This window comes from Natranaeroarchaeum sulfidigenes, from assembly GCF_017094485.1.
GTDB lineage: Archaea > Halobacteriota > Halobacteria > Halobacteriales > Natronoarchaeaceae > Natranaeroarchaeum > Natranaeroarchaeum sulfidigenes.
On sequence record NZ_CP064786.1, the window covers coordinates 303,109 to 328,320 of the forward strand.

General features: G+C 60.4%; 28 protein-coding genes, 4 tRNA genes and 2 pseudogenes. 20 read left to right on the forward strand and 14 right to left on the reverse strand.

Annotation, left to right across the window (positions count from 1 at the left end):
• Window positions 1-27 precede the first annotated feature (27 nt).
• Window positions 28-762 carry an FAD-binding protein gene (locus AArcS_RS01520; protein WP_238478665.1) on the forward strand — a complete coding sequence of 245 codons (735 nt, stop codon included), beginning with the start codon at window positions 28-30 and terminating at the stop codon, window positions 760-762.
• 14 nt (window positions 763-776) lie between these two features.
• Here AArcS_RS01520 and AArcS_RS01525 read toward each other — a convergent pair whose 3' ends face one another.
• From AArcS_RS01525 to pdhA, 3 genes are read right to left on the reverse strand one after another with little or no spacing between them, the layout of a single operon-like run.
• Window positions 777-2,324 (reverse strand): dihydrolipoamide acetyltransferase family protein, encoded by a 1,548-nt coding sequence (locus tag AArcS_RS01525; RefSeq protein WP_238478666.1) that lies wholly within the window; start codon window positions 2,322-2,324, stop codon window positions 777-779.
• A gap of 1 nt (window position 2,325) precedes the next feature.
• Window positions 2,326-3,351 (reverse strand): alpha-ketoacid dehydrogenase subunit beta, encoded by a 1,026-nt coding sequence (locus AArcS_RS01530; RefSeq protein ID WP_259372671.1) that lies wholly within the window; start codon window positions 3,349-3,351, stop codon window positions 2,326-2,328.
• Between the two features lie 2 nt (window positions 3,352-3,353).
• Entirely contained in the window at window positions 3,354-4,463 is a 1,110-nt protein-coding gene (gene pdhA / locus AArcS_RS01535; RefSeq protein ID WP_238478667.1) for a pyruvate dehydrogenase (acetyl-transferring) E1 component subunit alpha, read from the reverse strand.
• Window positions 4,464-4,749: 286 nt separating this feature from the next.
• Between pdhA and AArcS_RS01540 the strand changes: the two genes are divergently transcribed.
• Together AArcS_RS01540 and AArcS_RS01545 are read left to right on the forward strand one after the other, a co-directional pair.
• Window positions 4,750-5,118 (forward strand): universal stress protein, encoded by a 369-nt coding sequence (locus AArcS_RS01540; RefSeq protein WP_238478668.1) that lies wholly within the window; start codon window positions 4,750-4,752, stop codon window positions 5,116-5,118.
• Window positions 5,115-5,648, forward strand: a complete 534-nt coding sequence (locus tag AArcS_RS01545) for a GNAT family N-acetyltransferase (RefSeq protein WP_238478669.1) — start codon at window positions 5,115-5,117, stop codon at window positions 5,646-5,648. Before AArcS_RS01540 ends, AArcS_RS01545 begins: the two co-directional genes overlap by 4 nt.
• On the opposite strand, the gene AArcS_RS01550 is transcribed toward AArcS_RS01545, so the two are convergent.
• Complete coding sequence (locus tag AArcS_RS01550) at window positions 5,640-6,146, reverse strand: universal stress protein (RefSeq protein WP_238478670.1); 507 nt, start codon at window positions 6,144-6,146, stop codon at window positions 5,640-5,642. The two genes, AArcS_RS01545 and AArcS_RS01550, sit on opposite strands and share 9 nt — an antisense overlap.
• A 113-nt stretch (window positions 6,147-6,259) precedes the next feature.
• Here AArcS_RS01550 and AArcS_RS01555 point away from each other — a divergent pair, with 113 nt between their 5' ends.
• Together AArcS_RS01555 and AArcS_RS01560 are read left to right on the forward strand one after the other, a co-directional pair.
• A complete protein-coding gene (locus tag AArcS_RS01555; protein ID WP_238478671.1) occupies window positions 6,260-6,682 on the forward strand; it encodes a universal stress protein in 423 nt (140 codons plus the stop codon).
• Window positions 6,683-6,748: 66 nt separating this feature from the next.
• Entirely contained in the window at window positions 6,749-7,840 is a 1,092-nt protein-coding gene (locus AArcS_RS01560) for a DHH family phosphoesterase (protein ID WP_238478672.1), read from the forward strand.
• A 6-nt stretch (window positions 7,841-7,846) separates the two neighbouring features.
• On the opposite strand, the gene AArcS_RS01565 is transcribed toward AArcS_RS01560, so the two are convergent.
• Window positions 7,847-8,533, reverse strand: a complete 687-nt coding sequence (locus AArcS_RS01565; RefSeq protein WP_238478673.1) for a hypothetical protein — start codon at window positions 8,531-8,533, stop codon at window positions 7,847-7,849.
• On the reverse strand, window positions 8,530-8,958 hold the full coding sequence (locus AArcS_RS01570) for a DUF5807 family protein (RefSeq protein ID WP_238478674.1): 429 nt from the start codon (window positions 8,956-8,958) through the stop codon (window positions 8,530-8,532). Before AArcS_RS01570 ends, AArcS_RS01565 begins: the two co-directional genes overlap by 4 nt.
• Before the next feature lie 225 nt (window positions 8,959-9,183).
• Here AArcS_RS01570 and AArcS_RS01575 point away from each other — a divergent pair, with 225 nt between their 5' ends.
• The 3 genes from AArcS_RS01575 (at window position 9,184) to AArcS_RS01585 (ending at window position 10,910) form a co-directional block, all read left to right on the forward strand.
• Window positions 9,184-9,636, forward strand: a complete 453-nt coding sequence (locus AArcS_RS01575; protein ID WP_238478675.1) for a hypothetical protein — start codon at window positions 9,184-9,186, stop codon at window positions 9,634-9,636.
• A gap of 258 nt (window positions 9,637-9,894) precedes the next feature.
• On the forward strand, window positions 9,895-10,260 hold the full coding sequence (locus AArcS_RS01580; RefSeq protein WP_238478676.1) for a hypothetical protein: 366 nt from the start codon (window positions 9,895-9,897) through the stop codon (window positions 10,258-10,260).
• 47 nt (window positions 10,261-10,307) lie between these two features.
• Window positions 10,308-10,910 carry a DUF4382 domain-containing protein gene (locus AArcS_RS01585; RefSeq protein ID WP_238478677.1) on the forward strand — a complete coding sequence of 201 codons (603 nt, stop codon included), beginning with the start codon at window positions 10,308-10,310 and terminating at the stop codon, window positions 10,908-10,910.
• A 333-nt stretch (window positions 10,911-11,243) separates the two neighbouring features.
• On the opposite strand, the gene AArcS_RS01590 is transcribed toward AArcS_RS01585, so the two are convergent.
• Window positions 11,244-11,316, reverse strand: a tRNA-Arg gene (locus AArcS_RS01590).
• A 251-nt stretch (window positions 11,317-11,567) separates the two neighbouring features.
• Between AArcS_RS01590 and AArcS_RS01595 the strand changes: the two genes are divergently transcribed.
• The 3 genes from AArcS_RS01595 (at window position 11,568) to AArcS_RS01605 (ending at window position 14,531) form a co-directional block, all read left to right on the forward strand.
• Window positions 11,568-13,016, forward strand: a complete 1,449-nt coding sequence (locus AArcS_RS01595; protein WP_238478678.1) for a single-stranded DNA binding protein — start codon at window positions 11,568-11,570, stop codon at window positions 13,014-13,016.
• A gap of 62 nt (window positions 13,017-13,078) precedes the next feature.
• On the forward strand, window positions 13,079-13,510 hold the full coding sequence (locus tag AArcS_RS01600; protein ID WP_238478679.1) for a histone family protein: 432 nt from the start codon (window positions 13,079-13,081) through the stop codon (window positions 13,508-13,510).
• Window position 13,511: 1 nt separating this feature from the next.
• On the forward strand, window positions 13,512-14,531 hold the full coding sequence (locus AArcS_RS01605) for a histone deacetylase family protein (RefSeq protein WP_238478680.1): 1,020 nt from the start codon (window positions 13,512-13,514) through the stop codon (window positions 14,529-14,531).
• Here AArcS_RS01605 and cca read toward each other — a convergent pair.
• On the reverse strand, window positions 14,528-15,889 hold the full coding sequence (gene cca / locus AArcS_RS01610; RefSeq protein WP_238478681.1) for a CCA tRNA nucleotidyltransferase: 1,362 nt from the start codon (window positions 15,887-15,889) through the stop codon (window positions 14,528-14,530). The two genes, AArcS_RS01605 and cca, sit on opposite strands and share 4 nt — an antisense overlap.
• A 99-nt stretch (window positions 15,890-15,988) precedes the next feature.
• Here cca and AArcS_RS01615 point away from each other — a divergent pair.
• The 3 genes from AArcS_RS01615 (at window position 15,989) to AArcS_RS01625 (ending at window position 17,378) form a co-directional block, all read left to right on the forward strand.
• Window positions 15,989-16,061: transfer RNA gene (locus AArcS_RS01615), tRNA-Asn, on the forward strand.
• Between the two features lie 100 nt (window positions 16,062-16,161).
• Window positions 16,162-16,236 (forward strand) — tRNA-Ile (locus AArcS_RS01620).
• 737 nt (window positions 16,237-16,973) lie between these two features.
• Window positions 16,974-17,378 carry a hypothetical protein gene (locus AArcS_RS01625; protein WP_238478682.1) on the forward strand — a complete coding sequence of 135 codons (405 nt, stop codon included), beginning with the start codon at window positions 16,974-16,976 and terminating at the stop codon, window positions 17,376-17,378.
• A gap of 412 nt (window positions 17,379-17,790) precedes the next feature.
• Here AArcS_RS01625 and AArcS_RS01630 read toward each other — a convergent pair whose 3' ends face one another.
• Complete coding sequence (locus tag AArcS_RS01630; protein WP_238478683.1) at window positions 17,791-18,768, reverse strand: hypothetical protein; 978 nt, start codon at window positions 18,766-18,768, stop codon at window positions 17,791-17,793.
• A gap of 211 nt (window positions 18,769-18,979) precedes the next feature.
• Between AArcS_RS01630 and AArcS_RS01635 the strand changes: the two genes are divergently transcribed.
• On the forward strand, window positions 18,980-19,804 hold the full coding sequence (locus tag AArcS_RS01635; RefSeq protein WP_238478684.1) for an HNH endonuclease: 825 nt from the start codon (window positions 18,980-18,982) through the stop codon (window positions 19,802-19,804).
• A gap of 42 nt (window positions 19,805-19,846) precedes the next feature.
• Here the strand turns inward: AArcS_RS01635 and AArcS_RS15890 are convergent.
• Window positions 19,847-20,225: pseudogene (locus AArcS_RS15890) on the reverse strand (PD-(D/E)XK family putative nuclease).
• Window positions 20,226-20,377: 152 nt separating this feature from the next.
• Between AArcS_RS15890 and AArcS_RS01640 the strand changes: the two are divergent.
• Window positions 20,378-20,530, forward strand: coding sequence for a hypothetical protein (locus tag AArcS_RS01640; protein WP_238478685.1), 153 nt, complete (start codon window positions 20,378-20,380; stop codon window positions 20,528-20,530).
• Window positions 20,527-20,916, forward strand: coding sequence for a PIN domain-containing protein (locus AArcS_RS01645; protein ID WP_238478686.1), 390 nt, complete (start codon window positions 20,527-20,529; stop codon window positions 20,914-20,916). The genes AArcS_RS01640 and AArcS_RS01645 overlap by 4 nt, the downstream gene beginning before the upstream one ends.
• Before the next feature lies 1 nt (window position 20,917).
• Here AArcS_RS01645 and AArcS_RS01650 read toward each other — a convergent pair.
• Window positions 20,918-21,246, reverse strand: a pseudogene (locus tag AArcS_RS01650) (PD-(D/E)XK family putative nuclease).
• 158 nt (window positions 21,247-21,404) lie between these two features.
• Between AArcS_RS01650 and AArcS_RS01655 the strand changes: the two are divergent.
• Complete coding sequence (locus AArcS_RS01655) at window positions 21,405-21,815, forward strand: hypothetical protein (RefSeq protein WP_238478688.1); 411 nt, start codon at window positions 21,405-21,407, stop codon at window positions 21,813-21,815.
• A gap of 413 nt (window positions 21,816-22,228) precedes the next feature.
• Complete coding sequence (locus AArcS_RS01660; RefSeq protein ID WP_238478689.1) at window positions 22,229-23,026, forward strand: DUF8231 family protein; 798 nt, start codon at window positions 22,229-22,231, stop codon at window positions 23,024-23,026.
• A gap of 411 nt (window positions 23,027-23,437) precedes the next feature.
• Here the strand turns inward: AArcS_RS01660 and AArcS_RS01665 are convergent.
• From AArcS_RS01665 to AArcS_RS15825, 3 genes are all read right to left on the reverse strand, one after another.
• Window positions 23,438-23,511 (reverse strand) — tRNA-Lys (locus AArcS_RS01665).
• A gap of 51 nt (window positions 23,512-23,562) precedes the next feature.
• A complete protein-coding gene (locus tag AArcS_RS01670) occupies window positions 23,563-24,276 on the reverse strand; it encodes a DUF7119 family protein (RefSeq protein ID WP_238478690.1) in 714 nt (237 codons plus the stop codon).
• Window positions 24,277-24,345: 69 nt separating this feature from the next.
• A complete protein-coding gene (locus AArcS_RS15825) occupies window positions 24,346-24,477 on the reverse strand; it encodes a DUF8595 family protein (RefSeq protein ID WP_259372672.1) in 132 nt (43 codons plus the stop codon).
• 318 nt (window positions 24,478-24,795) lie between these two features.
• On the opposite strand from AArcS_RS15825, the gene AArcS_RS01675 reads away from it, so the two are divergent.
• Window positions 24,796-25,149 carry a DUF8134 family protein gene (locus AArcS_RS01675; RefSeq protein WP_238478691.1) on the forward strand — a complete coding sequence of 118 codons (354 nt, stop codon included), beginning with the start codon at window positions 24,796-24,798 and terminating at the stop codon, window positions 25,147-25,149.
• The last annotated feature ends 63 nt before the right edge of the window (window positions 25,150-25,212 follow it).

Here is a 25,212-nt window from a genome sequence, read left to right on the forward strand (position 1 = left end):
TTACTCGGACAGGGAGCTGGTGCTGAGATGCCCTCCGGACGAGCGCTGGACGTAGTGGTCGTTGGGGGTGGCCTTGCGGGACTCGCTGCCGCGACGTTTACTGCCCGACACGGGCTGGAAACAGTCGTCATCGATGCGGGTAACTCGATCGTGCGCCGGAACGCCCACGTCGAGAACTTCCCCGGCTTTCCTGCGGGCGTGAACCCCCGCCGGCTGCTCGACCTCATGACCGACCAGGCGGAGGCGGCGGGGGCGACGTTCCACGACGGAACAGTCACGATTGTCGAGGAATCCGACAGCGGATTCGCCGTCGACACCGACGCCGACGAGCGCTATCACACCCAGTACGTGATCGCTGCAACGAAAAACGAAGTGGCGTATCTCCGATCGGTCGATGGTGTCGGGCTCATCGACCGCGGGAAGACGTTCGTCGATACGGACGAGCGGGGCCGCACCGGCGTCGACGGGCTCTATGCTGCCGGTCGCCTCGCCGAAAAACCCCATCAGGCGATCGTCTGTGCGGGCCACGGCGCGGAAGTCGCGGTCACGCTACTCGAAGACGACGACCGACCCTTCTACCACGACTGGGTCGCACCCGAGGGCTATTTCACCGACCGCGGGCGTGATCTCCCGCCGGGCTGTGAGGAGATCGACGCCGAGACGGCGGGCGAGCGCGAGGACGAGGCGAACAAGCTCATGCGCGAGCGATTCGCCGAGCGCCATCCCGACGAACAGGAGACACATCCGAGCCTCGAGGAGTGAGTGACCAGACAGGCTCACTCCAGAAGCAACAGGCTCGGCTCCTCTAACAACTCGATCACACGATTGGTAAACCGCGCGGCGTCCGCGCCGTCCACCACCCGGTGGTCGATCGACAGCGAGAGCGGTAGCGTCTCACGCGGGACGACCTCGCCTTCGTGGACTCGCGGGCGTTCCTTGATCGCGCCGAGCGCGAGTATCGCCACCTCGGGATGGTTGATGATCGGCGTGGCGTACTCGCCACCGATGACGCCGACGTTCGTGATGGTGAACGTCCCGCCCTGCAGTTCTGCGGGCTCGATCGAGCGCTCGCGGGCCTTCTGTGCCAACTCGTTCGTCTCCGAGGCGAGTTCGAGCAATCCCTTGTGATCGACGTCCTCGACGACAGGCACCATCAGTCCAGCCTCCGTGTCGGTCGCCACGCCGAGGTTGTACTCGCCGCGCTTGACGATCTCCTCGGCCTCCTCGTCGAGCTGTGCGTTGAGGATCGGATGCTCGTTGAGCGCTACGGCGACGGCCTTCATGACGAATGGCGTGTACGTCAGGCGAATCCCGCGCTCCTCGGCTTCGGCCGCGAGGCGTTTACGCGTCGCGACGAGTTCCGTGACGTCCGCGGTATCGTGATGGGTCACGTGGGGCGCGGTGTACTTCGCGGTCTCCATCGCCTCGCCGATCGCGCGCCGGACGCCGCGGTACGGTTCGCGCGTGTCGCCGGACGCCGCCTCCGTGCCCGAACCGGCCCCCGTTACCGCCGCCGCGTCGGCCTCCTGTGCGACTTGCTGGGCGGCGGCGTACTCCCGAACAGCATCGGCGGTGACGAAGGCCTCGCCGTCGCGCTGTTCGACTGCGGGTACGGCGTTCAGGTCGACGTCCTCCTCGCGAGCGACACGCCGCGTCGCCGGGGCGGCGAGGGTTCGGTCGCGGTCTGCGGCCGCGGAATCGGCGTCAGAACCGATTGTGCCTGTATCGGCGACCGTCTGCTGCGGGGCGGGGCCCGACGGCTCGGACGCCGCCCCGGCCCCTTCTTCGACTGCTGACTCATCGGGGACCGCGGGGGACGCCTGTTCCCCACTGCTGGCCGCTTGCTGGATATCGGCCGCCGTGATCCAGCCGCCCGGACCGCTGCCTTCGATCTCACCGATGTCGACGCCAGCCTGACGTGCTTCCCGGCGGATCGACGGCGAGGCGAACACCCGGCCGTCCGGCACCTCCGATCCCGCGTCGGGGCTATCGCCGGGAGCAGGCTCGGCCCCGTCGTCGGAAGCGATCTCTGTTTCCTCGTCGGAGTCGTCGGGTTCGCCCCCAGTCGCGTCGGTATCGTCCTCGCCCTCTATGTCGAACGTGACGACCACGTCGCCGACCGGAACGATATCGCCTTCCTCGGCGTGGAGTTCCCGAATCGACCCGTCGACTGGCGCTGGCAGATCGACCATCGCCTTGTCGGTCTCGACCTCCGCGATCGGCTGATCCTCCTCGACGGCATCGCCCGGTTCGACGAGCCAGCGGACGATCTCGCCCTCTGCGACGCCCTCGCCGACGTCGGGCAGTCGGTACTCGCGGACCATGTCAGAACCCCACGGTCTCCCTGATCCCCTCCTCGATACGGGTGGGCTCGGGAAGGTAGTAGTCTTCGAGCGCGTACAGCGGGAACGGCGTGTCGAAGCCGGTGACGCGCCCGATCGGTGCCTCCTGATACAACAGTGACTCCTCCTGTAGCGTCGCGGTGATCTCGCCGGCCAGCCCGCCCGTTTTGGGCGCTTCGTGGACGACGACCGCCCGGCCGGTCTTCTCGAAGCTCTCGACGATCGTCTCGCGGTCGAGGGGTGAAAGCGAGCGCAGGTCGACGACCTCGACGTCGATCTCACCGGCGAGGTTGTCGGCGGCCTCCACTGTCCGGTGGGCCATCGCCCCCCAGCAGTAGGCGGTGACGTCCTCGCCCTCGCGTCGGACCGCGGCCTCGCCGAGTGGGATCTCGTAGGATTCGTCCGGGACGTCCCCGCGGAACGCCCGATAGATCAGTTTGGGTTCGAGAAAGAGGACGGGATCGGGATCGCGGATCGCGCTCGTCAGCAGTCCCTTCGCGTCGTAGGGCGTCGACGGGACGGCGACTTTGAGTCCCGGCTGGTGGACGAAGAAGGCCTCCGTCGACTCGGAGTGGTGCTCGGGCGCACGAATGCCGCCGCCGTAGGGCGCGCGGATCACCATCGGACAGGTGAACCGGCCGCGTGAGCGGTTTCGCAGGCGAGCGGCGTGGGAGACGATCTGGTCGAACGCGGGGTAGATAAAGCCCATGAACTGCATCTCCGCGACGGGGCGGAGACCGTAGGCCGCCATCCCGATCGCCGTGCCGACGATCCCCGACTCGGCGAGCGGTGTGTCGATCACGCGATGCTCACCGAACTCGTCATACAGTCCCTCAGTCGCCCGGAAGACGCCCCCGTTTTTCCCGACGTCCTCGCCCATCATCAGGACGTCCTCGTCGATCGCCATCTCGGTCGCCAGCCCGTCCCGTACCGCCTGGACGAGCGTGAGCGACTCGCTCGATACGTCGGCCGGATCCGGCGCGGTGGCCGGCTGTTGTTTGCTCGCCATGATTATCCCTCCAGTAGCGCGTCGTCGCCGTGTTCGTCCCGGATCCGTTGCAGATAGCGCAGCTGTTCGTCGAGCCGTTCTGGCATGTCCCGGTAGACGTACTCGAACATCTCGGCGGGCTCGGGTCGGTGCATCGATTCGACTTCCTCGATCGTCTCCGCCACGCGGTCCTCGATCTCGGCCTCGATTGCGTCGACCGTCTCGTCGTCGAGTCGCCCGGTCGAGCGCAGAAACGTCTCCATGCGCGGCAGGGGATCTTTCTGTTTCCACCGTTCGACTTCCTCCTCGTCGCGATACACCGAGGGGTCGTCCGCGGTCGTGTGTGCACCGAAACGGTACTGGACCGCCTCAATGAGCGTGGGGCGGAGCTCGCCAGGGCCGGGACCCTTCGCCTTCTCGACGGCGTCCCGGGTGACCTGATACACTGCCAGTGGATCCATTCCGTCGACCTGCACGCCCTCGAACCCGTAGGCGGTCGCCTTCTGTGCGAGGGTCTCGCTGGCCGTCTGGCGGTCTCTGGGCACCGAGATCGCCCACTGGTTGTTGTTACAGAAGAAGACGGCGGGCACGTCGAAGACGCCCGCGAAGTTCAGCCCCTCGTGGAAGTCTCCTTCGCTGGTCGCGCCGTCGCCGAAGTAACAGAGGAATGCACGTTCTTCTCCCCTGAGCTTCGACGCCCATGCCATCCCGGTCGCGTGGGGAACCTGGGTCGCAATGGGGACCGCGACGGTGAAGACGTTGACGTCCTCCGGAATCTTCCCGCCCGCCTCGCTGCCCATCCAGTACAGCATCGTCCGGGAAAGCGGCATTCCGTGCACTGTCACGGCGGCGTGCTCACGATAACTCGGGAACATCCAGTCCTCGGCGTCGAGCGCGTACGCGCTCCCGACCTGTGCACCCTCCTGACCAGACATCGGCGGATACGTTCCCATCCGTCCCTGTCGCTGTAGACTAACGGCCCGCTCGTCGAGGTGTCTGGCGAGTCGCATGTCCCGGTACATTTCGACCAGCCGGTCGTCCGACAGGTCCGGGACCGCGGCATTCTCCCGGACGTGGCCGCTATCGTCCAGTATCTGTACCCGGTCGTCGGGATCTCGCTGTATCGTGCTCACCGGAGATACCCCCGTTGCATATCATAATAATCAATCGCTCGGGTTATAGGGTTTTCGTGGATCAGTCACACATTTCCGTACAGTAGCGGACAGTAGCGGGGTCTTTTCCAGTAATACTGTACGTTTGAAGTACTACTGTCGGGTATGTCGAACGCCCTCGAGTACCACCTCTGGCTGCTCGTGCGTACGGTGTGATCGGGCGAGCGACGTGGTGTGGCGGGTTGCGTGTCAGATCGATCGGTCCTTCGACACAACAGTTTTGAAGGGGCCGATAAAACTGACCTGCATGAAAGTCCTGCTCGGGGTCGGCGGAAGTGACGAGTCCCGGCGCGCGCTGACACAGACGGTTGAGCGAGCGGTGGAGGCTGACGACGAGTTGACGATCGCGATATTCGAGACTGACGAGCGAGATGAAGGACGAGAGGAGATCGAGAGGGATGTGAAGACCGAACTTGAGGGGGCAGGTCTCGATGCAACGATCCGACACATAGAGGAAGCGCCCGAAAGCGAACTCCTCCGTATCGCAGAGGAAGAAGGGTTCGACCAGATCGTAATCGGGGGAGGGCGTGCTAGTCCGATGGGCAAGATCAAGCTCGGGCCGATCACAGAGTTTGTGCTCGTAAACGCACAGGTGACGGTGAAGCTGATACGATGAGCGACGACCGCCTCTACCCGGACGAGGTCGCGGGATCGTTCCCGGCCCCTCCGACGACGTTCGAGGACCGCGAGGGCCGGGACATCCGGATCGCACCGTATGGTACGGACGACAGGGAAGCCCTGGTCGAGATGTACGTCGGCTTCGATCCTGCTGACCGCGCACAGGGCATCCCCCCATCCTCGGAGCGGCGCGTCCGGGACTGGCTTGACGTCATCCTTGGCGAAGGCTACAGTGTCATCGCCAGCCACGGGGACGACATCGCCGGACACGCGGCGCTCGTACAGGATACCGAGGGCGACGCCTACGAGCTGGCGATCTTCGTCACACAGGAGTACCAGCGTGCCGGAATCGGCGGAAAGCTACTCCGGCACCTGCTCGGCTATGGCCGAGAGCAGGGTATCGAGTGCGTCTGGCTCACCGTCGAGCGCTGGAACACGGCAGCAGTCTCGCTGTACGAGAAAGTCGGTTTCGAGAAAAGCGGCTCGGAGAGCTTCGAGCTGGAGATGGCACTCCGACTCTCAGACTGAGAGGACGGGTTGGCTGGCATACAGCAGAGTGTACTCGGCGGCCTTTTCAAGCACATCCGGTTCGTCGGTCTGTGGCTCCCGAGGGATAACGAGAAAGTCCGCATCGTTCTCCTCGGCGACATCGAGGACGACACTGCCGGGATGTTGTGTCTTGCGCTGGGTCGAGAAGCCGTACGCGATCATCGTACTGACAGGAACGTCTCGATCGGTGGCCATCTCTTCGATCGTCTGCAGATACGCTCTGTTGTTCTCAGCGACGGCATCCCCCTCGATCCGCTCCTGTTCGATCGCTCGAACGACCTCCTCGCCGAGCACGTATAGTGCCTCCAGACCGGCATCGTACCGGTCGGCAATCGCGATCGCGTACTCGACGGCCCGGGTCGACTCGTCGCTACCGTCGACCGGGACGAGGACGGTTTCGACGGTCGGTACCCGGTCGGGATCATCGACAGGGGAGTCCTCGAAGCTGGAGCGAGGCTGAGTCGAGCGTGGTGACATACGGGGACGAACGGGTGCCGCCGTCAAAAAGCCACCTGCCATCCGCTCGGCGCGGTGGACACCACGCGGGCGGCGGACCGGAGATTTATGCGACCTGCGGGGGAAGAGTAGGTATGATCGAGACAGTCGTCGTCGCGACTGACGGCTCCGAGAGCGTCCAGCGGGCAATAAACGTCGCCGTGGACCTCGCAGAGCGGTTCGACGCGGAGGTCCACGCGCTGTACGTCATCGACGAGACGGACGTGGAGGGATCACCGGACGAGTTACGCGACGACCTGCGGGACGCGCTCGAACGGAGTGCAGAAGACGCGTTCGAGACAGTCCGGGAGAGCACCGATCGGGAGATCTACACAGCCCTCAGAGAGGGACAACCGGCGAAGGAAGTCTGCGAGTACGGCCGTCAGGTCGACGCTGACGTAATCGCGACCGGCACCCGTGGTCGACATGGCGAACACCGGTTTCTCCTCGGGAGCGTCGCCGAGCGCATCGTCCGATCGAGTCCGATTCCCGTCCTGACCGTCCGCCAGCTGGGCTAGCGCGCCACGCCGCAGAGCGGATCCGTGGATCGGCGGGTTCTTTGAGCCGGGCCCACAGAAGACGGTATGGACGAGTCACTCATTGACGACAGCGAGCTCGCCCCGCCGCGGCGATCCGTACTCCCCGGCGAGGGGTTTTTCGTACCGGATTCTTTCGAAGAGGAACTCGAAGCGCAGGAGGCTGCCGAGGCGCTCGACGGCGTCGAGGTCGCCGTCGTCGCCGACCCGGACGCCGACGGACTGGCCTGTGTCGCTCTCTTGCAGGAAGTGTACGGCGAGGCCGCCCTGATCCCCGCCGGCCCCCACGACCTCGAAGACGGGATGGAGTACGTGGCCGAGTACGGCGAAGAGGGGATCACAGCCTTCGTCTGTGACCTCTGTCCGGACAGGTTCGAGTACGTCGACGAGGAGCTCGACGCCCTGCTCGACAGAGCCAGCGAAGTGCGCTGGTTCGACCACCACCAGTGGGACGACGAAGTCGCCGCGGCCGTCCGTGATGCCGGGGTCGACCTCGTTGTCGGCGACTCCGACGAGGAGTGTACTGCCGATGTCGCCCTCCGCTCGCTCGATTACGACTTCCCCGAACACCTGCGCGACCTCGCGGTCGTCACGCGCGATCACGACCTCTGGATCCGTGAGGACGAGCGCAGCGACGACCTGGCCGACTACTCCTACTGGTCGGAGCCCGAGGAGTACGTCGCGACGGTTGCCGAGTACGGGGCGGATCTGCCCGAAGACGTCCTCGACTTTCTCGAAGAACAGCGCATCGAGAAGAACGATCTTATCGACCGTGCGGTCAACCGCGCGGAGTTCGTCGAGATCGGCCCGTGGACGGTTGGGGTCACCTACGGCCGATGCTCACAGAACGAGGTCGCCGAAGCGATGCGCGAACAGGATGCGGACGCGTCGGTGATCGTCAAACCGGCCGGATCGGCGTCGATCCGCGGGACCGACGGCTTCGAGCGCTGCCACGAGGTCGCCGGACAGGTAAACGGCGGCGGCCACCCCAAGGCCGCGGGCTGTAAGCCAGATATCTACGACGACATGCTCGATTACGCCCACCACTGGACGAGCCGCGGCGCGACGACGAAGCAGGTGATTCTGGACGCCTTCCGGAACCTGGACTGGGAGGACGACGCCGCCGAGAACGACGAGTAGGGCGGATCAGTCCCGCGCCATCACTCGGAGGACGAGTTGCAGGACGTGGACGAACACGCCAGCGATGGCGATGTAGACGCCGATAGCGCTAAGAAACTCCGACGTGCCGCGGCGCTCGCGGATCCGCCAGATCTCCCAGCCGAGCCGGAGCAGGAAGCCGAAGAAGATGAAGACGAAGCCGAGCAGCGAGACGATCGGGATCAGCATGCCGACGCCGACGCCGACGACGCCCAGGATGAACGAGCCGTTGGCGTAGGTGCTCCAGCGATCGAAGCTCTTCGATCGGGCGTAGACGTAGGTGGCGATCAGGAAGGTGATCAGGACGGTAATGACACCGGCAATCCCCAGCGCGGTGACCTGCACGTCACGCGGGGCAAACGAAAGGATGCCTGCGCCGAGCGTCCCGAAGGCCAGCTGGAGTAACGCGACACCCGCGAGTGCAGTTCCCATGTTTCCGTTCTTGACGCCCTTTTCGGCGATAATCTCGCCGACCATCAGTGCGGCACCGTAGACGAGGACGCCGACGATCGGGGCGGCAAAGAGGTAGTCGTTGACCACCGCGAGCGGCGTCAGGACGAAGGCGTACATCAGCGCGACGTTGATCGTCATCAGCAGCGTCGCCATCCCGACGATGCGCCACTCACGGCTGTTCATCAGGAACCCCCGACTGGTCGCCTGTGGATGCTGACTCATTCGTCTCGCTCCCCGACCACCCACTTGTGTGAGTAAGCGGTCCCACAGTCACACTGGGCGTAGGCGTGGATCACGTCACCCTCGCCGTAGAGTCCGCCGACCTCCTCGTTCTGTTCCTCGGCGAAGGCAAAGACGAAGCGCACGTCGTGGTCCGCACCGTCCGGACAGGTCCCGCCGGTGAGCGAGCGGTCGATCTCGCCCTCGGTGCCCATCGCTTTCTTTGCAAAGCCCATCGCGTCGGTACCGGTCGCCGACTGGAACGCCGCCCGACCAGCCTCGCCGTCGACGATCAGCAGATGCCCCCCGTCGACGCGCTCGCCGAACCCGTCGAGTTTGTCAGGGTTGTCGACCGCCTCGTCGGCCAGGAAGAAGGCGACGTCCTCGGTTCGCTCGCCCGCCAGAAACTCCGCGCGTGCCTCGGTCATACCCGCCTTTCTCCTTCGACCTTCAAAAGGCCCGCGACAGCGAGCGAGATCGGTGGAAAGACGCTATACTTCGAAAACTATAGTAATTCGCTTCGAATAGTATAGTACATAGATTCGAATATTGTAGTACATTGCTGTCTCCGATCAACTTTGGTATTGACATGACCCGACCAGCCGATCGATCCAACCCGAACCTATTTTGGATTCGCCGGGAACCTCTCATGTATGCCCTCCAACAACTCGAGATTGCGCGTCCTCGAAGCGACGCTCGCGGTCGGCCTGCTGGGACTGATTGCGGTGACGGTCGAACTGATACCGGGTATGAGGATGCTGGAAACCACACTGGGCACCGTATCGGCCCCGGGAACACTGGGGCCAATGCTCATTTTCGCTCCGCCCACCGCGCTCGCGCTCGCCGCACTCGCGAACGCGCTACTGAATGGACCGAGCGCTGGCTCCCTTCTCGCCGGAGCGCTGGCAGTCGTGACCCTCGGGCTGACGGTTCTGAGCCTCGCCACACTGTTGTTCCCGCCGGACGGCGGCGGCGTTTTTATGGGTCACATTCTGGTCGCTGTCGTCGCCATCCCGCTTGCGGTCGTCGTACTGGTACGTCCGATCGTTGACCGCGTCGTCCACGAGGAGTTGACGCCACGGCTTCGCAGTCGACTCGGGCACTGACCGACTGCGGACGTCGATCGGCCCGCACCGCGTCGGTGGCGATCTCGTCGTGCTCGCTACGGCATCCGCCACCGGCGCGCGTGAGCCAGCGATCGCCCGGAGCGGCGCTCGATTGCACCGGGTGGCCGGTGACGCGCGAGAGGACCGGAGAAACTCCAGTTAATTCGGCTTAATCGTCGGGACAACCAGTTAATTGCCGCAAATTCGGATTGAGCGCTTCAGGTGGTTAAGTGTCTGCCACTCCCCGATCCGGATGCAATGAACGCTCGAACACTACTGACGGTCGCGCTCGCCGCGGTCGTCCTGATCGGCGGTGCAGCGGCAGTCGGAGCCGCCGCCCCCGCGGACGCATCGAACGCAAACGAAACGGCAGACGATCACGCAGTCGAGGACCCTGGACCGGCAGCCGGTGACGACGCCGGACTGCCCGGGTCGCTCCCCGAGCAGGTGCCTGACCACGTGAGCGAGATCCACGACACGATCGGTGAGCATCTCGACAGCGGGACCGACAGACTCGGCGACGCGGTGAGCAGTATCGCCTCTTCGGCCGACGACATCGGTAGCGGTGACGTCGCTGACGACGCCGATGATGAGGCCGAAGACGCTGTCGACCGGATGCTATAACACGGCCAGAAAACACTTCCAACTATCCAACCAGAACTCCAATAGCAATGACTAACGACATCCACACGACTGACAGACGGACGTATCTCAAACTGACTGGCGGCGCAGCGGCCATCACCACGACCGGACTGGCTGGCTGCCTCGGCGACGCAACCGGAACGCTCGCGACCAGCGTCACCGACCAGCCAGAAGACATCGGCGACTTCGAGTCCTGTATCGTCACGATCGAGGGGATCTGGCTCGGCCCCGACGACGCCGACGCTGGCGACACTGGGGACGACGAGAACGGAGAGCCCTCCGGGCGTGAGTACTACGAGTTTGACGAGCCACAGGAAGCCGACCTGGTCCAGCTCCAGGGTGAGGAAACCCAGCTGATCGACGAGCGTGAGCTCGATACGGCCGAGTACGAGTTCCTACAGCTCGACATCTCCGAGATCGAGGGGACGCTTGAAGACGGCGAACTGGCCGAGATGGACACCCCCGGCGAAGCTCCGCTGACGTTCAACGAACCGTTCGAGATCCGGGAGGACGTCCGGACCTCTTTCACGGCGGACTTCGCGCCCGTCCGCCAGGGACAGACAGATCGGTACCTCCTCCGACCGGTTCCCGAGGGAATCCGGGTCCACTACGACGACGAAGACGACGAATAACGGTACGGTCCCGCTGGCGCTGCTGACTCTCCGACCGATTTTCGGAACGTACTCGCTGGCGAGCGACACAGAGGTCGCTCGCCGTGTTGTTCGCGCAAAATGTAGCGTCCGGACGGAGTCTCACGCGAGCGCAGCGAAGCGTGAGGCACGTCCGGACGGAGTATCGCGTGAGCTGTAGCGAACGCGATGCACGGGCGACCTCCGGTCGCCCGGAGATTTGAACTCGTTCAGACGTGCTCGCGTTGCTGCGCGCGTCTGATCTGCTCAAATCTCCTTTGTCGTCCTTCACGGCGCAAGCTCCTCGCTACGCTCGTCGTTTAGCGCCGTGAAGAACGTCCGGACGGAGATTTGAACTCCGGTCCCTGGCTCCGCAAGCCAAGAGGATAGTCCACTACCCTACCCGGACTCATCTCTACGTATCGCCGACCCACGTAAAGCGGTTACGATCCGTGGCGTCTCTGTCAACGCCTGACGGAGCCGGAGGTTTATACACGAGTCCGAGGCAATCGGTGACCATGCCGACCCAGAGAAACCCGCAGCACCCACACTATGACCCACAGACGGCGTCCAGAATACTCAACAAAACCCCCAGACAGCACCGCCACCTGCGGCAAGGACAACGCTTAACCGGGGGCCAAACTACCACACCGTACTAGAATGGGTGCTATCGAGGACGTATACGAGGATCTGGAGGCGGACGTCCCCCAGGAGAAGTTCCGCGAGGCCGTGGAGGCCAAGGTGGAACAGATGGGGGGGTTAGCGGACGAGGAGACCGCTGCGATGCTCGTTGCACACGAGATTGCGGACAGCGAGGTGAACGGAATCGCGGATATCGAACCGGGGATGGAGGAGGTGAAGTTCCTCGCCAAGGTCATGGGGGTCGGTGAGGTTCGGACCTTCGACCGCGACGACGAAGAACAGCCCGAAGGACAGGTCGTCAACGTCGAGTTAGCCGACGAGACCGGCAGCCTGCGCGCGGCGTTCTGGGACGGACAGGCCGAGGCCGCCCGGGAGGAACTGGAAGTCGGCGACGTGTTGCGGGTGAAAGGCCGACCGAAGGACGGTTACAATGGCCTCGAAGTGAGCGTCGAGGACGCCGAGCCGGACGACGAGATCGAGATCGATGTTTCCGTGACCGACACCTATCAGGTCGAGGATCTCTCGATGGGTCTCTCCGATGTGGATCTGGCGGGGCTCGTGCTCGATACCGAGCCGGTACGGACGTTCGACCGCGACGACGGAAGCGAGGGGAAAGTGTCGAACCTCGTGCTGGGGGATCCGACGGGACGTATCAGGGTCACGCTGTGGGACGAGAAGGCCGACCGCGCGACGGAGATCGAGTCGGGGACGAGCGTCGAGGTCGTGGACGGCTACGTTCGTGAACGCGACGGTGACATCGAGCTGCACGTCGGGGATCGCGGCGCTGTCGAGGAGATCGACGAGGAGATCGAGTACGAGCCCGAGCGAACGCCGATCGAGACGCTCGAAATCGGACAGACCGTCGATATTGCGGGTGTGGTACGCTCTGCCGACCCGAAACGGACGTTTGACCGGGACGACGGCAGCGAGGGGCAGGTCCGGAACATTCGCGTTCAGGACGATACTGGAGACATCCGGGTCGCGCTGTGGGGCGAGAAGGCCGACAAAGAGATCGCGCCGGGCGACGAGGTGGCGCTCGCGGATGTCGAGATTCAGGACGGGTGGCAAGACGACCTCGAAGCTTCTGCTGGCTGGCAGTCATCGGTGACCATACTCGGCGATACGACCACACAGACCGAGGACGCAACAGCAGACGGCGATGCGACGCTGGGATCGTTTGACGGCGGTGACGACAGCACGGCATCGGGTGATACCGAAGCCACATCGACACCGGCTGAAGATACCGGTGGGGCCACTGCGAGCGAAGGGGGCGCTGCGACGGCGATGGCCGACGGTGAACGAACCGAGTTTACTGGAACGGTCGTGCAGGCCGGAAATCCGGTCGTGCTCGACAATGGGGAGGAGACGGTCAGTGTCGAGACAGAGACGGAGGTCCACCTCGGACAGGAGGTTACCGCCCGCGGGCTGTTACAGGACGGTCGGCTCGACGCTGACGATGTCGTATAGCGACGAGTTCCCAGAGCGCCGGGACGGAAAAGGTTAAGGTGCCGACTTGCCCGAAATTGGGTATGAGCGTTGAGTTACCGTTTGCTCCCGTGGACACTATTATTCGACGGAACGCCGGGCAGTTGCGCGTAAGTGCCGAGGCCGCAGAGGAACTCGCACGCCGGATCCAGACACACGGGGCTGATCTCGCAGCCGACGCCGCGATCGAGGCCACCAGAGACGGCCGGAAGACGTTGATGGCCGAGGACTTTGGCGTCGAGCAGGTTATCGACAAGGACGACCTCGAACTACCGGTCGCACCGATCGACCGGATCGCGCGCCTCGATATCGACGATTCCTATCGCGTCTCGATGAACGCGCGAATCGCACTCGCGGACATTCTCGAAGACTACGCGGACAACGTCGCAACTGCGGCCGCGACACTCGCCAGACATGCGGACCGCCGAACAGTAAAGGCCGAAGACATTCAAACGTACTTCGAGCTGTTCGAATGAGATGAACTTCGGCTACAGCGAGACGTGCCTCGACCACGACACCGGCGAGCGCCACCCGGAGGCAGCCGACCGGCTACTGGCAGTTCGTGAAGGGCTCAAGCGAAAACACGGCGTCGAGTACGTCGATATATCCCCAGCGTCGGTCGATTCGGTCACAGCCGTTCACGACGACGCGTATATCGAGGAACTACGGCAGTTCTGTGCGGACGGGGGCGGTGACTGGGATCCGGATACAGTCGCGGTCGAGGAATCGTGGGATGCGATTCTCCAGAGCGCCGGACTGGCATCGTGGGCTGCAGAGCGTGCACTCGCAGGGGATGACGGTCGCGACACGCCGTTCTCGCTCGGTCGACCGCCTGGACATCACGCTGTCACCGACAACGCGATGGGGTTCTGTTTCGTCAACAACGTGGCGGTTGCCGCCCAGCACGCACTCGATACCACCGACGCCGAGTCGGTTGCAATCCTCGACTGGGACGTCCACCACGGGAACGGTACCCAGGAGATATTTTATGATCGCGAGGATGTCCTCGTCGCTTCGGTTCACGAGGACGGGATCTATCCCGGCACGGGACGGGCTGGCGAGACGGGGACGGCGGCGGGCGAGTGGTCGACGCTCAACGTTCCGCTTCCGGCGGGTGGCGGCGATGCTGAGTACGTGGCAGTGTTCGAGCAGTTGCTTGAACCGGCGATAGAGGAGTTCGACCCGGACCTGCTGCTTATCAGCGCTGGCTTCGACGCCCACCGGCACGATCCCATCTCGCGGATGCGACTTACGACTGAGGGCTACGGCGTGCTCACCCAGCGGATGCGCATCCTCACGGAACGAATCGGAACAGCGCTTGCGTTCGTCCTCGAAGGTGGCTATGGGCTCGATGTTCTCGCTGACGGCGTCGTGATGGTTCACGAGGTCTTCGATGGACTCGACCCGTCGATGCCTGACGGTGACGTGGACGAAGACGTCGAAGCCCTGATCGGCGACATCCAGACCCGACACCGCGGCGTCACGCCGCCGAACTAGGGTGACGGGTCGAAGTACGCGGCGAGTTCGACGCCGAACTCGTCGATAAGCACCGTGATTTCTTCTCCGACGAGTACATCGTACCCCGAGTCGAGCGCCGTCTCGACGTGTGTCCCCAGCCGTACGGTAAAGAGATCATCGCTGTTCAGGAACGCCTCGGCAGTCGTGTACTCTCTGGAACGCTCCACGACGTATCTGTCCCCCTCGATGAACGGCCCATACGCGTCAGTTCCCTCGTACTTCCGGAAGAAGCCTTCGGCGTGGTCCCGTACGTGAACAGGTGGTCCGACGTGACGCTCGACCCGCGGCCGTTCGGTGACGGCGAGCTCGGCGAACAGGACGGCCGTCTCGTCGGCGATCGCCATCGAACGGCAGACAGTGAAGCCGCGCCGGTCGAGTTCCTCGATGATACCCAGCCGGGATCGTCTGAGCTGCGGGTATAGCTGATCTTCGACAATATCAGGGGCATCGAACCTGATTGCTACCGGTGTCGTCCCCCGATTCTGGAGCTGCTCTCGGAGTGCGTGCTCGTCCAGCGGGTCGGGTTCGACCGCCGCGAACAACTCGGTCCGTGGGTCGTCGAGTAACTCGCGAGCGTAATGCTGGAGTCGGGCGACGTTGTCGGCCGAGAGGACTGCAGCGACGTTCCGGCCTGGATCCGTCGGATCGATAACGGTGAGCGGGTCGTCGAAAGTCACCCGGCCGTGATCCTCCGGATCGAGTTCGATCGGCGGATGCCACGCCGCGGCGGCTTCGACCATGGGCCGGAAGCCGCCGTATTCGAGGACGAGTAGTTCCGTCAGGTAGCCGCTGAACCCCTCCGTCCTGAGGTCGCTGCCGTAGACACCGATCCCGGTGAAAAACTGCTTTGCGAGGCGGACGTCTCGTGCGAGCTCGTCCGTGAGTCGTGACTGGACGTACTCGGCATGGAACGGGGTTCGATCCACCGAGGATTTGATCTCCCCGGGATCGTCGACGGCGTAACACGGGACGAGGTCGATATCGAACCCATCGACGGTACTTTTGACGTAGGGATGTTCGGCGAACTCCTCGGTTCCGTCGGGCAACACCTCGTGTCCAACGGCGAGACCGTACTTCTCTAGCGCGTCACGTTCGATCGAGGGCGAAAAGCGGACGAACAGATCGATATCCCGGTCGCCGCTGATCCACGTCTCGCGAGCGGTGGAGCCGACGCGAACGACATCTGCCTCGACCGGCAGCGTTTCGATTGCTGCCTCGACCCGACCGATCAGCGCGGTCGCCACTCGTTCCATGCGCTCTACCTCTTCGGGCGACGGATCGACCGACTCGCTGACGGCAGCTACGACCTCTTCGAACGTCTCGGCCTCGCTCATCATCGTCCCGTTCACGCTTGGTGAGGGAAAGGATACCGGTGTACGGCCGGGTGAAAACGAAAGCCATTTCAAAAGACGTCGACTACGGTGAGATGCGCACGGGCCGCCGTAGCTCAGTTGGTAGAGCACCTGGTTGTTACCCAGGTTGTCCCAGGTTCGAGCCCTGGCGGCGGCGTATCTTCTGCGGTACTCGGTGATTGTAGTATCTGCTGTCGATCAGACGGTGCGTTCGGATGCGACAGGTCTTAGTTTCAGGTCCATCAACTGGTGACCGAGGGCCCGTATCTCAGTCTGGTTAGAGAGAGCGGCTCATAACCGCTTCGTCCTTGGTTCAAATCCGAGCGGGCCCATGTTACTGTCGCGAGCTACTCCGCGAGCGACAGCTACTGGATGAGCGAGGATTTGAAGTAGAAAACGCCGAACGAAGTGAGGCGTTTGCGTAGTTCAAATCCGATCGGGCCCCTTGATCCTGTGAGCGGCGGACGCGACTCTGGGAGTTCACAACGTCCTCATACCACGTTCTTCGGGTGGCAAAGAAGGCCTGAGTAACGGACAGTCGCGACGTTGCCGAGCTCCTGGAGGCGCGCGTCGAGTGGCTGAACGCGGACGGGGATCGGCGGCAGAGTCGGGTGCGTTCGCTCACCCGGTAGCGCCCGACAGTTGAGTGGCAACGCTATTCTTCGACCCCAGTAGTTCAACTGGAGTTGCAGTTTTCGGATACTTAGGTATAGTTTACTTTACTTACAGGCAGTGGCTACGCGGTGATCGGGCCGATCGGGGAGATCTCCAGACGGGAGTGTTCCCACCGAGCGGGACACACCCCTTAGGGAGTGTGCCTAAGGGCACTGGCCAAAAAAAGTACCCCGCACCGCTGAGTTCCAGTTGATCCACGAGAAACGGGGGTCGGATGACATAGACGTTTCAGTAGGAAATCTTGCACAGTGACAGTTTCCAGTGATCGTGCTGAATACAGGGGGCGAATGCTGTATAGATCAGAACTCGACCAACGAGCATCCAGATCATTCAATATAAGATGGTGTACAAATTACTCCCAAAAACACTTGTTAATTGAACATATACTCATCGTATGAAACGGCGCTCTTTTGTTTTTGGCACGATTCCTCTCTGCTCGGGGCTTGCTGGATGTACAGGACTGTTCTCCGATTCTCCAATGCTCTCCGTGGCCGTTTTTAATCAGGCCGAGAGTTCCTACACAATCGAAATGGCTTTTTCACGAACAGATGGCGATCTTTCCAGAAGCGAAGCCCGAGTGTTCTCAGGGCGGATCGATATTGAACCAGACGAGCACAGTATCAGCGAAGACGTTGCCGAACAACAGCGGTATCTTATAGAGTACAGTCTCTATGAGAACAATACCACTCTAACAGAACAAGATCACTTCTACTACTATCCGGGAGACGAGGATGAGAGCGACAATCTGACATTTGATATTCGTTCATCAGGGGTCTTGACGCGAAGGTGGGCTGTTTAAACGTTTACTGATCTGCTGCTTCAGCTGAACCGCTTGGAACCACCAGTATCGGTTTGCTGCATCTATCCTCTGTATTCAGGATGCGATTTTTGTTGATTTCTGAAAATTTAGATCAGCCAGATTTCGGCAGTTGCCACTAAGGTGGTGGACAATGCGGCCGGACCAGAACGGTCCGGCCTTACCGCCACCGCAGCGGTGGGAAACCGAATCGGCTACTGTGGATAGTCTGGGACGCTGTAACGCGGTGCAGGACCGTAAGGTGCCCTGAGAAGACGCTTTATCAGATATGCTTAGAAAGGTGTTCAATCCAATGTAGAAAACCATTCAATATAGCTGGATTGCAGATTGATCCTACCAACTGGAAGATCACCCAGCGCTGATTTATTCATCAATAGGATGCTGCGGATATGATCTATCTGATTTCCTCAATAGCCTTCTTGTTTTGCTTATTTTGTAACATGGTATGTATTAGGAACACGCTCTGGTTCATACAGAAGATCTCTACACACAGGTCTCGAATTTCACAGAATGGTAGTGTATCGACGGGTTCCTCCTCATATTTGAACTCAACCTGATTCTCAATTGGGAGAACAAGGTAATCGTTATGAGCTATTGAATTGCGGTATTCGTTGTCAACTGAATCTGCAAAATCATTGATCCGTGATCGACTTTTAGCCGAAACCATGTCAATATAATTACCAAGCCGTTTGCCCGTCAAATCACCAAGATCTACCTCACGATCATTTAGCAATTCACATGAGAAAATCAAGATAGGAACAGTCGTCTTGAAAATCTCACATTGTCGCTCATACATCCGAAGGTAGGTTTCGACGGTCTCGGCATTTTGTATTTCTGGATTTTCCAAGATGAGTTCCAGCTTCTCATCATAGCTGCTGAGTACACGCTGGAGGAACAATCTCATATCGTATGGAAAAGACTCATCAATTGCTTCCATAAACTCGGTTGCCTTTCCTTCATAAATTAGCTCTTCACAAGTTGAGTCTACAATATCATAGTATTCAGGATATCCAAGTATCTCATGGCACTCTCTCATGTCATTCATTATCCCCTCAATCTGTTCGTAGATTTCAATAAAATCAGCAAGTGGATCCTCGTTTGAGGGCTCCATTCCCAGTATTTCACCTGAAATCTTAGAATATTTGGTAAGCATAAATTCCGTTATCTCCTCATCGTTCTCTTTTGATTCTGCAACTTGTATCCAATCTTCGAGAAGTTCTGAAACTTGATCTTCCGCACTTTGGAGTTGTTCTTCGGTCGTCTGTGAAGGAATATCTTGACCGAAGATTTGAGAAAATAACCGCATACACTCTTGAGTAAGTTCTTCAGATACCTCTTCGATGTCTATCTCAGCAGAGTTCGTGTCATTCACAACTGGTTATTGTCTGGAAGAATTTTATAATTTAGGTGCCTATAATGTGGCTTTGATTATAAGATACCTTGTTGATTTCAACCTCTATTAATTGTATCTCTGTCTATTCGGTTCCACGGTGATCACCGACCCGTCCTACCGAACCAAATTGTACAGGTGCGTGTAGAATTTTCAACTAGTTATTTGTATGTGAGGTATATGACGTAGTTATATGGGTGTCGTCCGTCGGGAAAATGATTGGCGTCTCGAAAAACGGGAAGACGGACTCTATGAGATCACATATCAGAAAGACCTCCGAATGAAGATCCTGACCCCCGATTACAAACAGGGAATGATGGATAATCCGAGGCTTGATGCAGTACCTGTTAGAGAGGTCGGTTCATATTCTGAAGCCGAGGGATTATTTGAGGAAATGGCAAACGGTGATGCCGCACCAGTTTCTGGACCTACGATTGTAGGAAGTACAGCCACTGGAACAGAGAGTACTTTGGGAGGTGAACTCGACAGTGGTGGTTTCGGCTCAGAGGAGGAAAATAATCTGCCGGCAGGAGGTCTTGCTTTAGTCCTCATAGTGGCTGGTGTATTTGTGATGCGCAGTGCAGGGTTCGCACCCACTTCAGTCGTGTTCTTAAGTGGCGTTGTCTCGGCGATCATCGGTGTAGCTATTTTTGCGTGGGCTGGGTTGCTGTACAAGAAGCATGGCTGGTCGGACGCACTGGAATTTTTGATAACTGTTGACGACGACTTAACATCTTCAGAAGAAACGGATAAGCCCGAAAAGACACCACCAACGCCAGAGAAACTGAAGAACAGGCTGATCTTTGATAGAGCAGGCCAGAAGTGTGAATGGTGTGAAGAGAGTTTTGACCACCCACATGTACACCATATTAAGCCGCGTCGAGAGGGAGGACCGAACGAACCTGAAAACCTCATAGTCCTCTGTCCAAATTGCCATGAGAAAGCAGATCGAGAAGCGATTCCACGATCAAAATTGAAGGCCAAAGTGAAACGATTACCGAGTCTCTCTACTCAGTAAAGTTCTCTTGGCGTTACTGAATTCATCCCACAAGGCAAGTAGTTAGAAGATGTCGTCAATTGCGATCTTACTCTGTTTAGTCCCACGGTGATCACCGCCTCCGTGCCACAGGTGCAGCGGGAGACCGCCCGCACGTACCATCCTGTCGTCGAGGACAGTGCAGCCGCTTCGACCGTGGGGCCGATACACCACAAAACAGTACCACCCGTCCGCTCGCCGGAGCTTCTCGTGGTATTCCCGATACACCTTGAAGTTAACCGGCTGGCCATCCGAATGCTCTCGCATCGTGTTCTTGATCTCGAAGGGCGTCCCGTTCTGAAACCTCGCATCGTGCCAGCTCGCTCCAGCGAGAACCGGCGTTTCTTCGCCATTCGCTTCTCGCAGATCGTGCCGAAGTGGTTCCTCGCTTACTCCGGTTCATCGGTGGCTCTCCAGCGGTGATCGTTTCGGACGGTCGCCCGAAGCACCACGATCGTGAACCAGCCGGACACGATCGAAGCGATCCACTCCCCGGAGACCGCGGGTGTCGGTCTCACCACCAAGCTTTTGCAGATCCCAGAGCAAGCAGTACGTATGAGTCTTACCACCGACGATTTCGCCGAGTTCCTTGCGGAGGATCCAGAGGACGATACCGATGTCCCACTCGGAACGGCACTGAGCGAGCTGGCTGTTGATGTTGAGACTGACTCTGTTGAGGCAGTTCGAGATGTCCGCGAGCGGCTATGAGGCTCTTCCTCGATACGAACATTCTCGTTGCAGCCGTCACTGACGACACTGATCGAACCGAGCAGGCAATCGAACTACTTGACGAGTCCAATGATGTTTTTGTATCCGTTCTGAGCCTCATGGAACTCCGGAGCGTACTGACGAAGAAAAAACAGTTCGAGCGGGATCGAATTGAGCAGATCGAAAACCGGATCACCTCCCGTGCTACCATCTCGTTTCTTGACTCGTCCGACGTGATGGATGCAAACCGTCTCCAGTCCGAGACGCTACTGTATCCATTGGATGCACTTCTTGTGGCAGCTGCGGACGCCGTCGACGCGACGCTGATCACGTTCGATAGCGAACTTCTTGAACACGGGGCAAAGCGACCGCAAGACGTGTTGTAAGTTAGAAAATGTCGCTGATCGATATTTTCGCCTGCTCGGTCCCGCGATGATCACCGCCCCCATGCCACCGTAGCAGCGGAAGATCTCCCGCCCGGACCATCCTGTCGTCGAGGACGGTGCAGCCGCTTCGACCGTGGGGCCGGTAGACGACGAAACAGTACCAGCCGTCTGCTCGCCTGAGCTTCTCGTGATACTGCTTGTAGACCTCGAAGTTCCCCGGCTGGCCCTCCGAGTGCTCGCGCATCGTGCTTTTGATCTCGACTGGCGTCCCGTTCTGAAACCTCGCATCGTGCCAGCACGCTCCAGCGAGAACCGGCACTTCTTGGCCATCCGCTTCTCGCAGATCGTCGTTCGAGCCAGTGTCCCACGACTGGACCCGCCCGCGTGGCATCTCCAGCTCCGACGAGAGCGCGCTGGAGTCACTGTCGGCAGGCCGCATACAACGAAACTCATAAGCAATTGAACTAAGATATATCTGAATGAGATAAATGGACTCCGACCAGATTGACGGGCGGGCGATAGCGCTGGGGAGTACCGTTGGTGGGATAACGGTAGCCGCCCCGTTGTTGCTCGCTGGTGCCCGACTGGCCGACCCGTACACGATGTTGGCAGTGGTTTCCAGTGTCGGGATCGCTGCCGGTGGAATCAGCGGTGCCGTGGCCGGGTACACGAGCTCTATCGGATTGAAGCCGATGCATGAGGGTATGATAGCCGCCATGATCGGGTTCTGCGCTGGACTGTCGATCTGGGTGGCCATCAATAGCTATCAGGGTGTACTGCATCCTGCTGACACCGCTCTTGTCCACCTGTTTATTCTTGCACTACCGGTGACGATGGCGTTCCCATTTGTCCTTCTTGCGGGGGCCGTACTCGGGGAACGAGCGCTCTTTGCGAAGTAGTCCGCTGCAGGAGTGCGACGTGCTGGCTGCGGATCAGGACCACACAGTGTGCGTGTATCAGTTGTTGGCACTGTGATCTCCGTTATCTGATCAGCGGCCCCGCCAGCCCTGTCCCAGAACCGTCGTTCGGAGGCATCGTCGCGGTCGATCCAGAAACGGGACGGCGGGACGTGCCCGCCCGCGAGGATTCGCGTATTACGCCCGATGCCACATCACGGTTGCCGAACGCGAGGATACACGTATTGATATGGCATCCCAGCGAGCGCTGGCATGCTAGGGTATGTCACTGAGAGATAAAGAACCTTTGCTACACCGGGTCCCATCCTGAAACACCCGCTGGTGGGGGGACGACACCAGTGTAGACCGTTCGCGGAAAAGTAATCGTTATACGGTACGCGTTCCACCTGGCACATATGCAACGACGAGCAGCGGCCGGATACGTCGCGCTCTTCCTCGTCATCGCGGTCGGAGCTTACGGGCTCGCAGTGACAGCCGAAAGTCCTGAAATAACGCTTGAAGACCCCGAGTATGACGTCGAGGAGGGTGATCAGTTCGAGGCCGAGGGCGTGACCTACACGCTCACGGAAGTGACGCGTGACGACGGTGTCCCGACTGGGACACTGGAGTGGAACATCACCGTTGACGAAGAAGAGAGCTGGGAACATGGAGACGTAATAGAGTATCAGGAGTCGGATTACGAGGTTCTCATTCCGAACGAGACCGATCCCTCCGAGTTCACGCTCCGTGAGGAGCCCGGCGACGACCTCGATGTCCGCGGCGAAGGTGACGATCGTGTGATCCGCGTCGAGGAAGACGGCGAAGAGGAGTTCGTTCCGATCGACGAGTACGAGCCGCTCGACCGCCAGACGTTCGCCGAAGGTGACGCTATCGAGTACGATGAACACGACGCTACCGTTGCCGAAGTGACGGAGGACGAAGTCCGGATCGAGTGGACCGAAGAAGCGACCGACGATCTCACGCTCCGTGAAGGTCTTGAGGTCGCACAGCTATCCGAAGACCAGACCTACATCGCACACTTTACCGCTGGTGATCGATTACAGTTGACGTCTGACCACGAGTCCTACAACGAACAGGCCGACGAAATCGCGTACTTCGAGGAGCGGACGGACGGCCTGACGGTTGCGACGATTCTCTCCGGACTGACCGCGTTCCTGCTGGTCGGGATGGCGTACCTGCCGCGCAAGGAGTAGCCGCGTTCTGCTGTCTTTTTCGAGTTGCGATGGGTGGCCGTTCGCAATTTTCGAGCACCATCTGGACCGGCGCGACTCTGTTCGATGATCGCACTGTAACCTGTCGTTCAGGTGGGACAGCCCGACGAGTCCGGGAGTTCTGTGCCGGAGAAAGGTTGAAGCTGATACTAGACTCCCTTCGTCTCGTATGATTCAACACCATCGCACACGGGCCGCTCGTCACGGTTGTTCACTGCAGTGTCCAGCGCTTCACGCCGTCGCTCACGCCATTCGCGACGACGTCGCAGAAGCGGGCCGGGACGGAGTTGAACCGAGTGGAGACGTGCTCACTACGTTGCGCGCGACTGGCAGGGTTCAACTCCTTCCTACCGGTTCACTCTCCGCCTCGTTGTCACTCGACGGTTCGTTGTACGGGCCGGGAGGGAGTTGAACCCTCGACCGTCTGGTTAAAAGCCAGACGCTCTCCCTAACTGAGCTACCGGCCCAACACCACTCGATTGGGGAAGGGACAATTAAACCCTTATGATGCGCGACGGTCAGTGATCCCGAAACTCGGTATCGAGTGCGCGATAAACGAGCTGATCGGGAGACACACCCTCGTTTGCAGCACGTCGGCGAAGTTCGCGGTAGACATGGGGTGGGAGCCGGAGCGATATCTCGCCGAGGTGAATCCCGTGTGCGTCGAGGGCCTCTTCGGCACTGCTCCCGTCGTTAATCTCGCTTGCGAGCGTCCGAATCTCCCTGACGGTGAGATCGTTGTCGAGCGCGGCCCATGCGAGGTCGAACCGGGCGGTCCCGCTGACGCGGGCGATGTGCTTCGCGGCGGTCGGCGCGATATGTCCCATCGCGACGTGACGGCGGATCGACTGGGGAAGGTCGTGGACCCGTGCCCACTTGCGGATGAACGCAACCGTCGCCTCGCCACCTGCGCGTTCGGCGGCGACCTTGTACGACCCCTCGCCTCTGACGAGGGCTGCACACGCTGCCGCACCACGGAGCATGTAGACGTTGTCGGGGGCACCTGCCGTGTTCTCCGCGAACGCGGCGACGGTTTCCGCAGCACGTTCGAGACTCTCGGGGTCGTCGGGATCGAACTGGACCGCCTCGTCGGCGTGCTCACCAGTAACGCGCTCGTCGCCACGGACGACTGGATCTCCGACCGGTTCCTCACGGTCCGCGGGTGGAGTCTGCGCCCCCCGCGTGCGCTCGTATGGATCGTCACTCTGGTCTTCCGACCAGTCAGCAGTCATTATCGTTCCATAGCAGTGGCAGCATAGAAAAACCTTCCACTCTCCCGAGGGTCAGGAGCGTGCGCGGACTCACGACTCTTCGCGCTGCTCGGAGAGGTGCTCCCAAATTTCGGTGCAGCCTGCCCCTTCTTCGATATCTGCGAGATGGTCGTCCTGCTGTGTGTCGTCCTCGTCCGGCTCCGTCATCGTCGTGTTAGTCATGAGCTCACCTCCAGTGCATCCGACTCGTAGAGTTCGGGTGCGACATCTGCTGATGTATGTTGGCTGGCCGGTACCCGGTCGATATCCGACTCGTCTGTCATCATTCGATTGTTGTACGGGTATCCGCTTAAAAGGGCGCTCAGCAACAATCCCTACCCGAACTCCAGATTACCAGTATACATTTCCGGCATCTCTGACGCCCAGTATAGCGTCAGATACACCGCTGTACGTCGTTTTCGTCGTGTTTTTATCGTCACAGCTCCGGTAAGCATTGTTATCGACGAGTCGCTAAGGGTCCCGGAGCGTCTGTGAACAGCTATGGTAGTCTCCGTGCGGACGCTCGACGACGGGGCCTGGATCAGCGTCAACGACTCGCGGGCCGTCGGTGTGAGCCAGATCTGGCCCATCGCTCGACACGACTTTTGTGAGTGCGAAGTCGCACATCTGTTGCTGGAAGCGTTCTACGATGTCGGGGTTGACGACCATCGGATCGTCGCAGGCGTCGTCGGGCAGTGTATTGACTGCGGTACTGAAGGGTCGATAGACACGCTGCCGGTCGGTCGGATCATCGACGGGGAGTTCTACGCGTATGACCCCGGTCAGGTTCAGTCACTGCTCGAACCCGTCGAGAACCCCATCGCAGGAGAACACCGACTCTCCGGCCGGTACTGATCACGACGAAGTCCCGGTTCGTGGCATGTGGTCTCGTGTCAGGCAAAGATTTCCGCTACACTG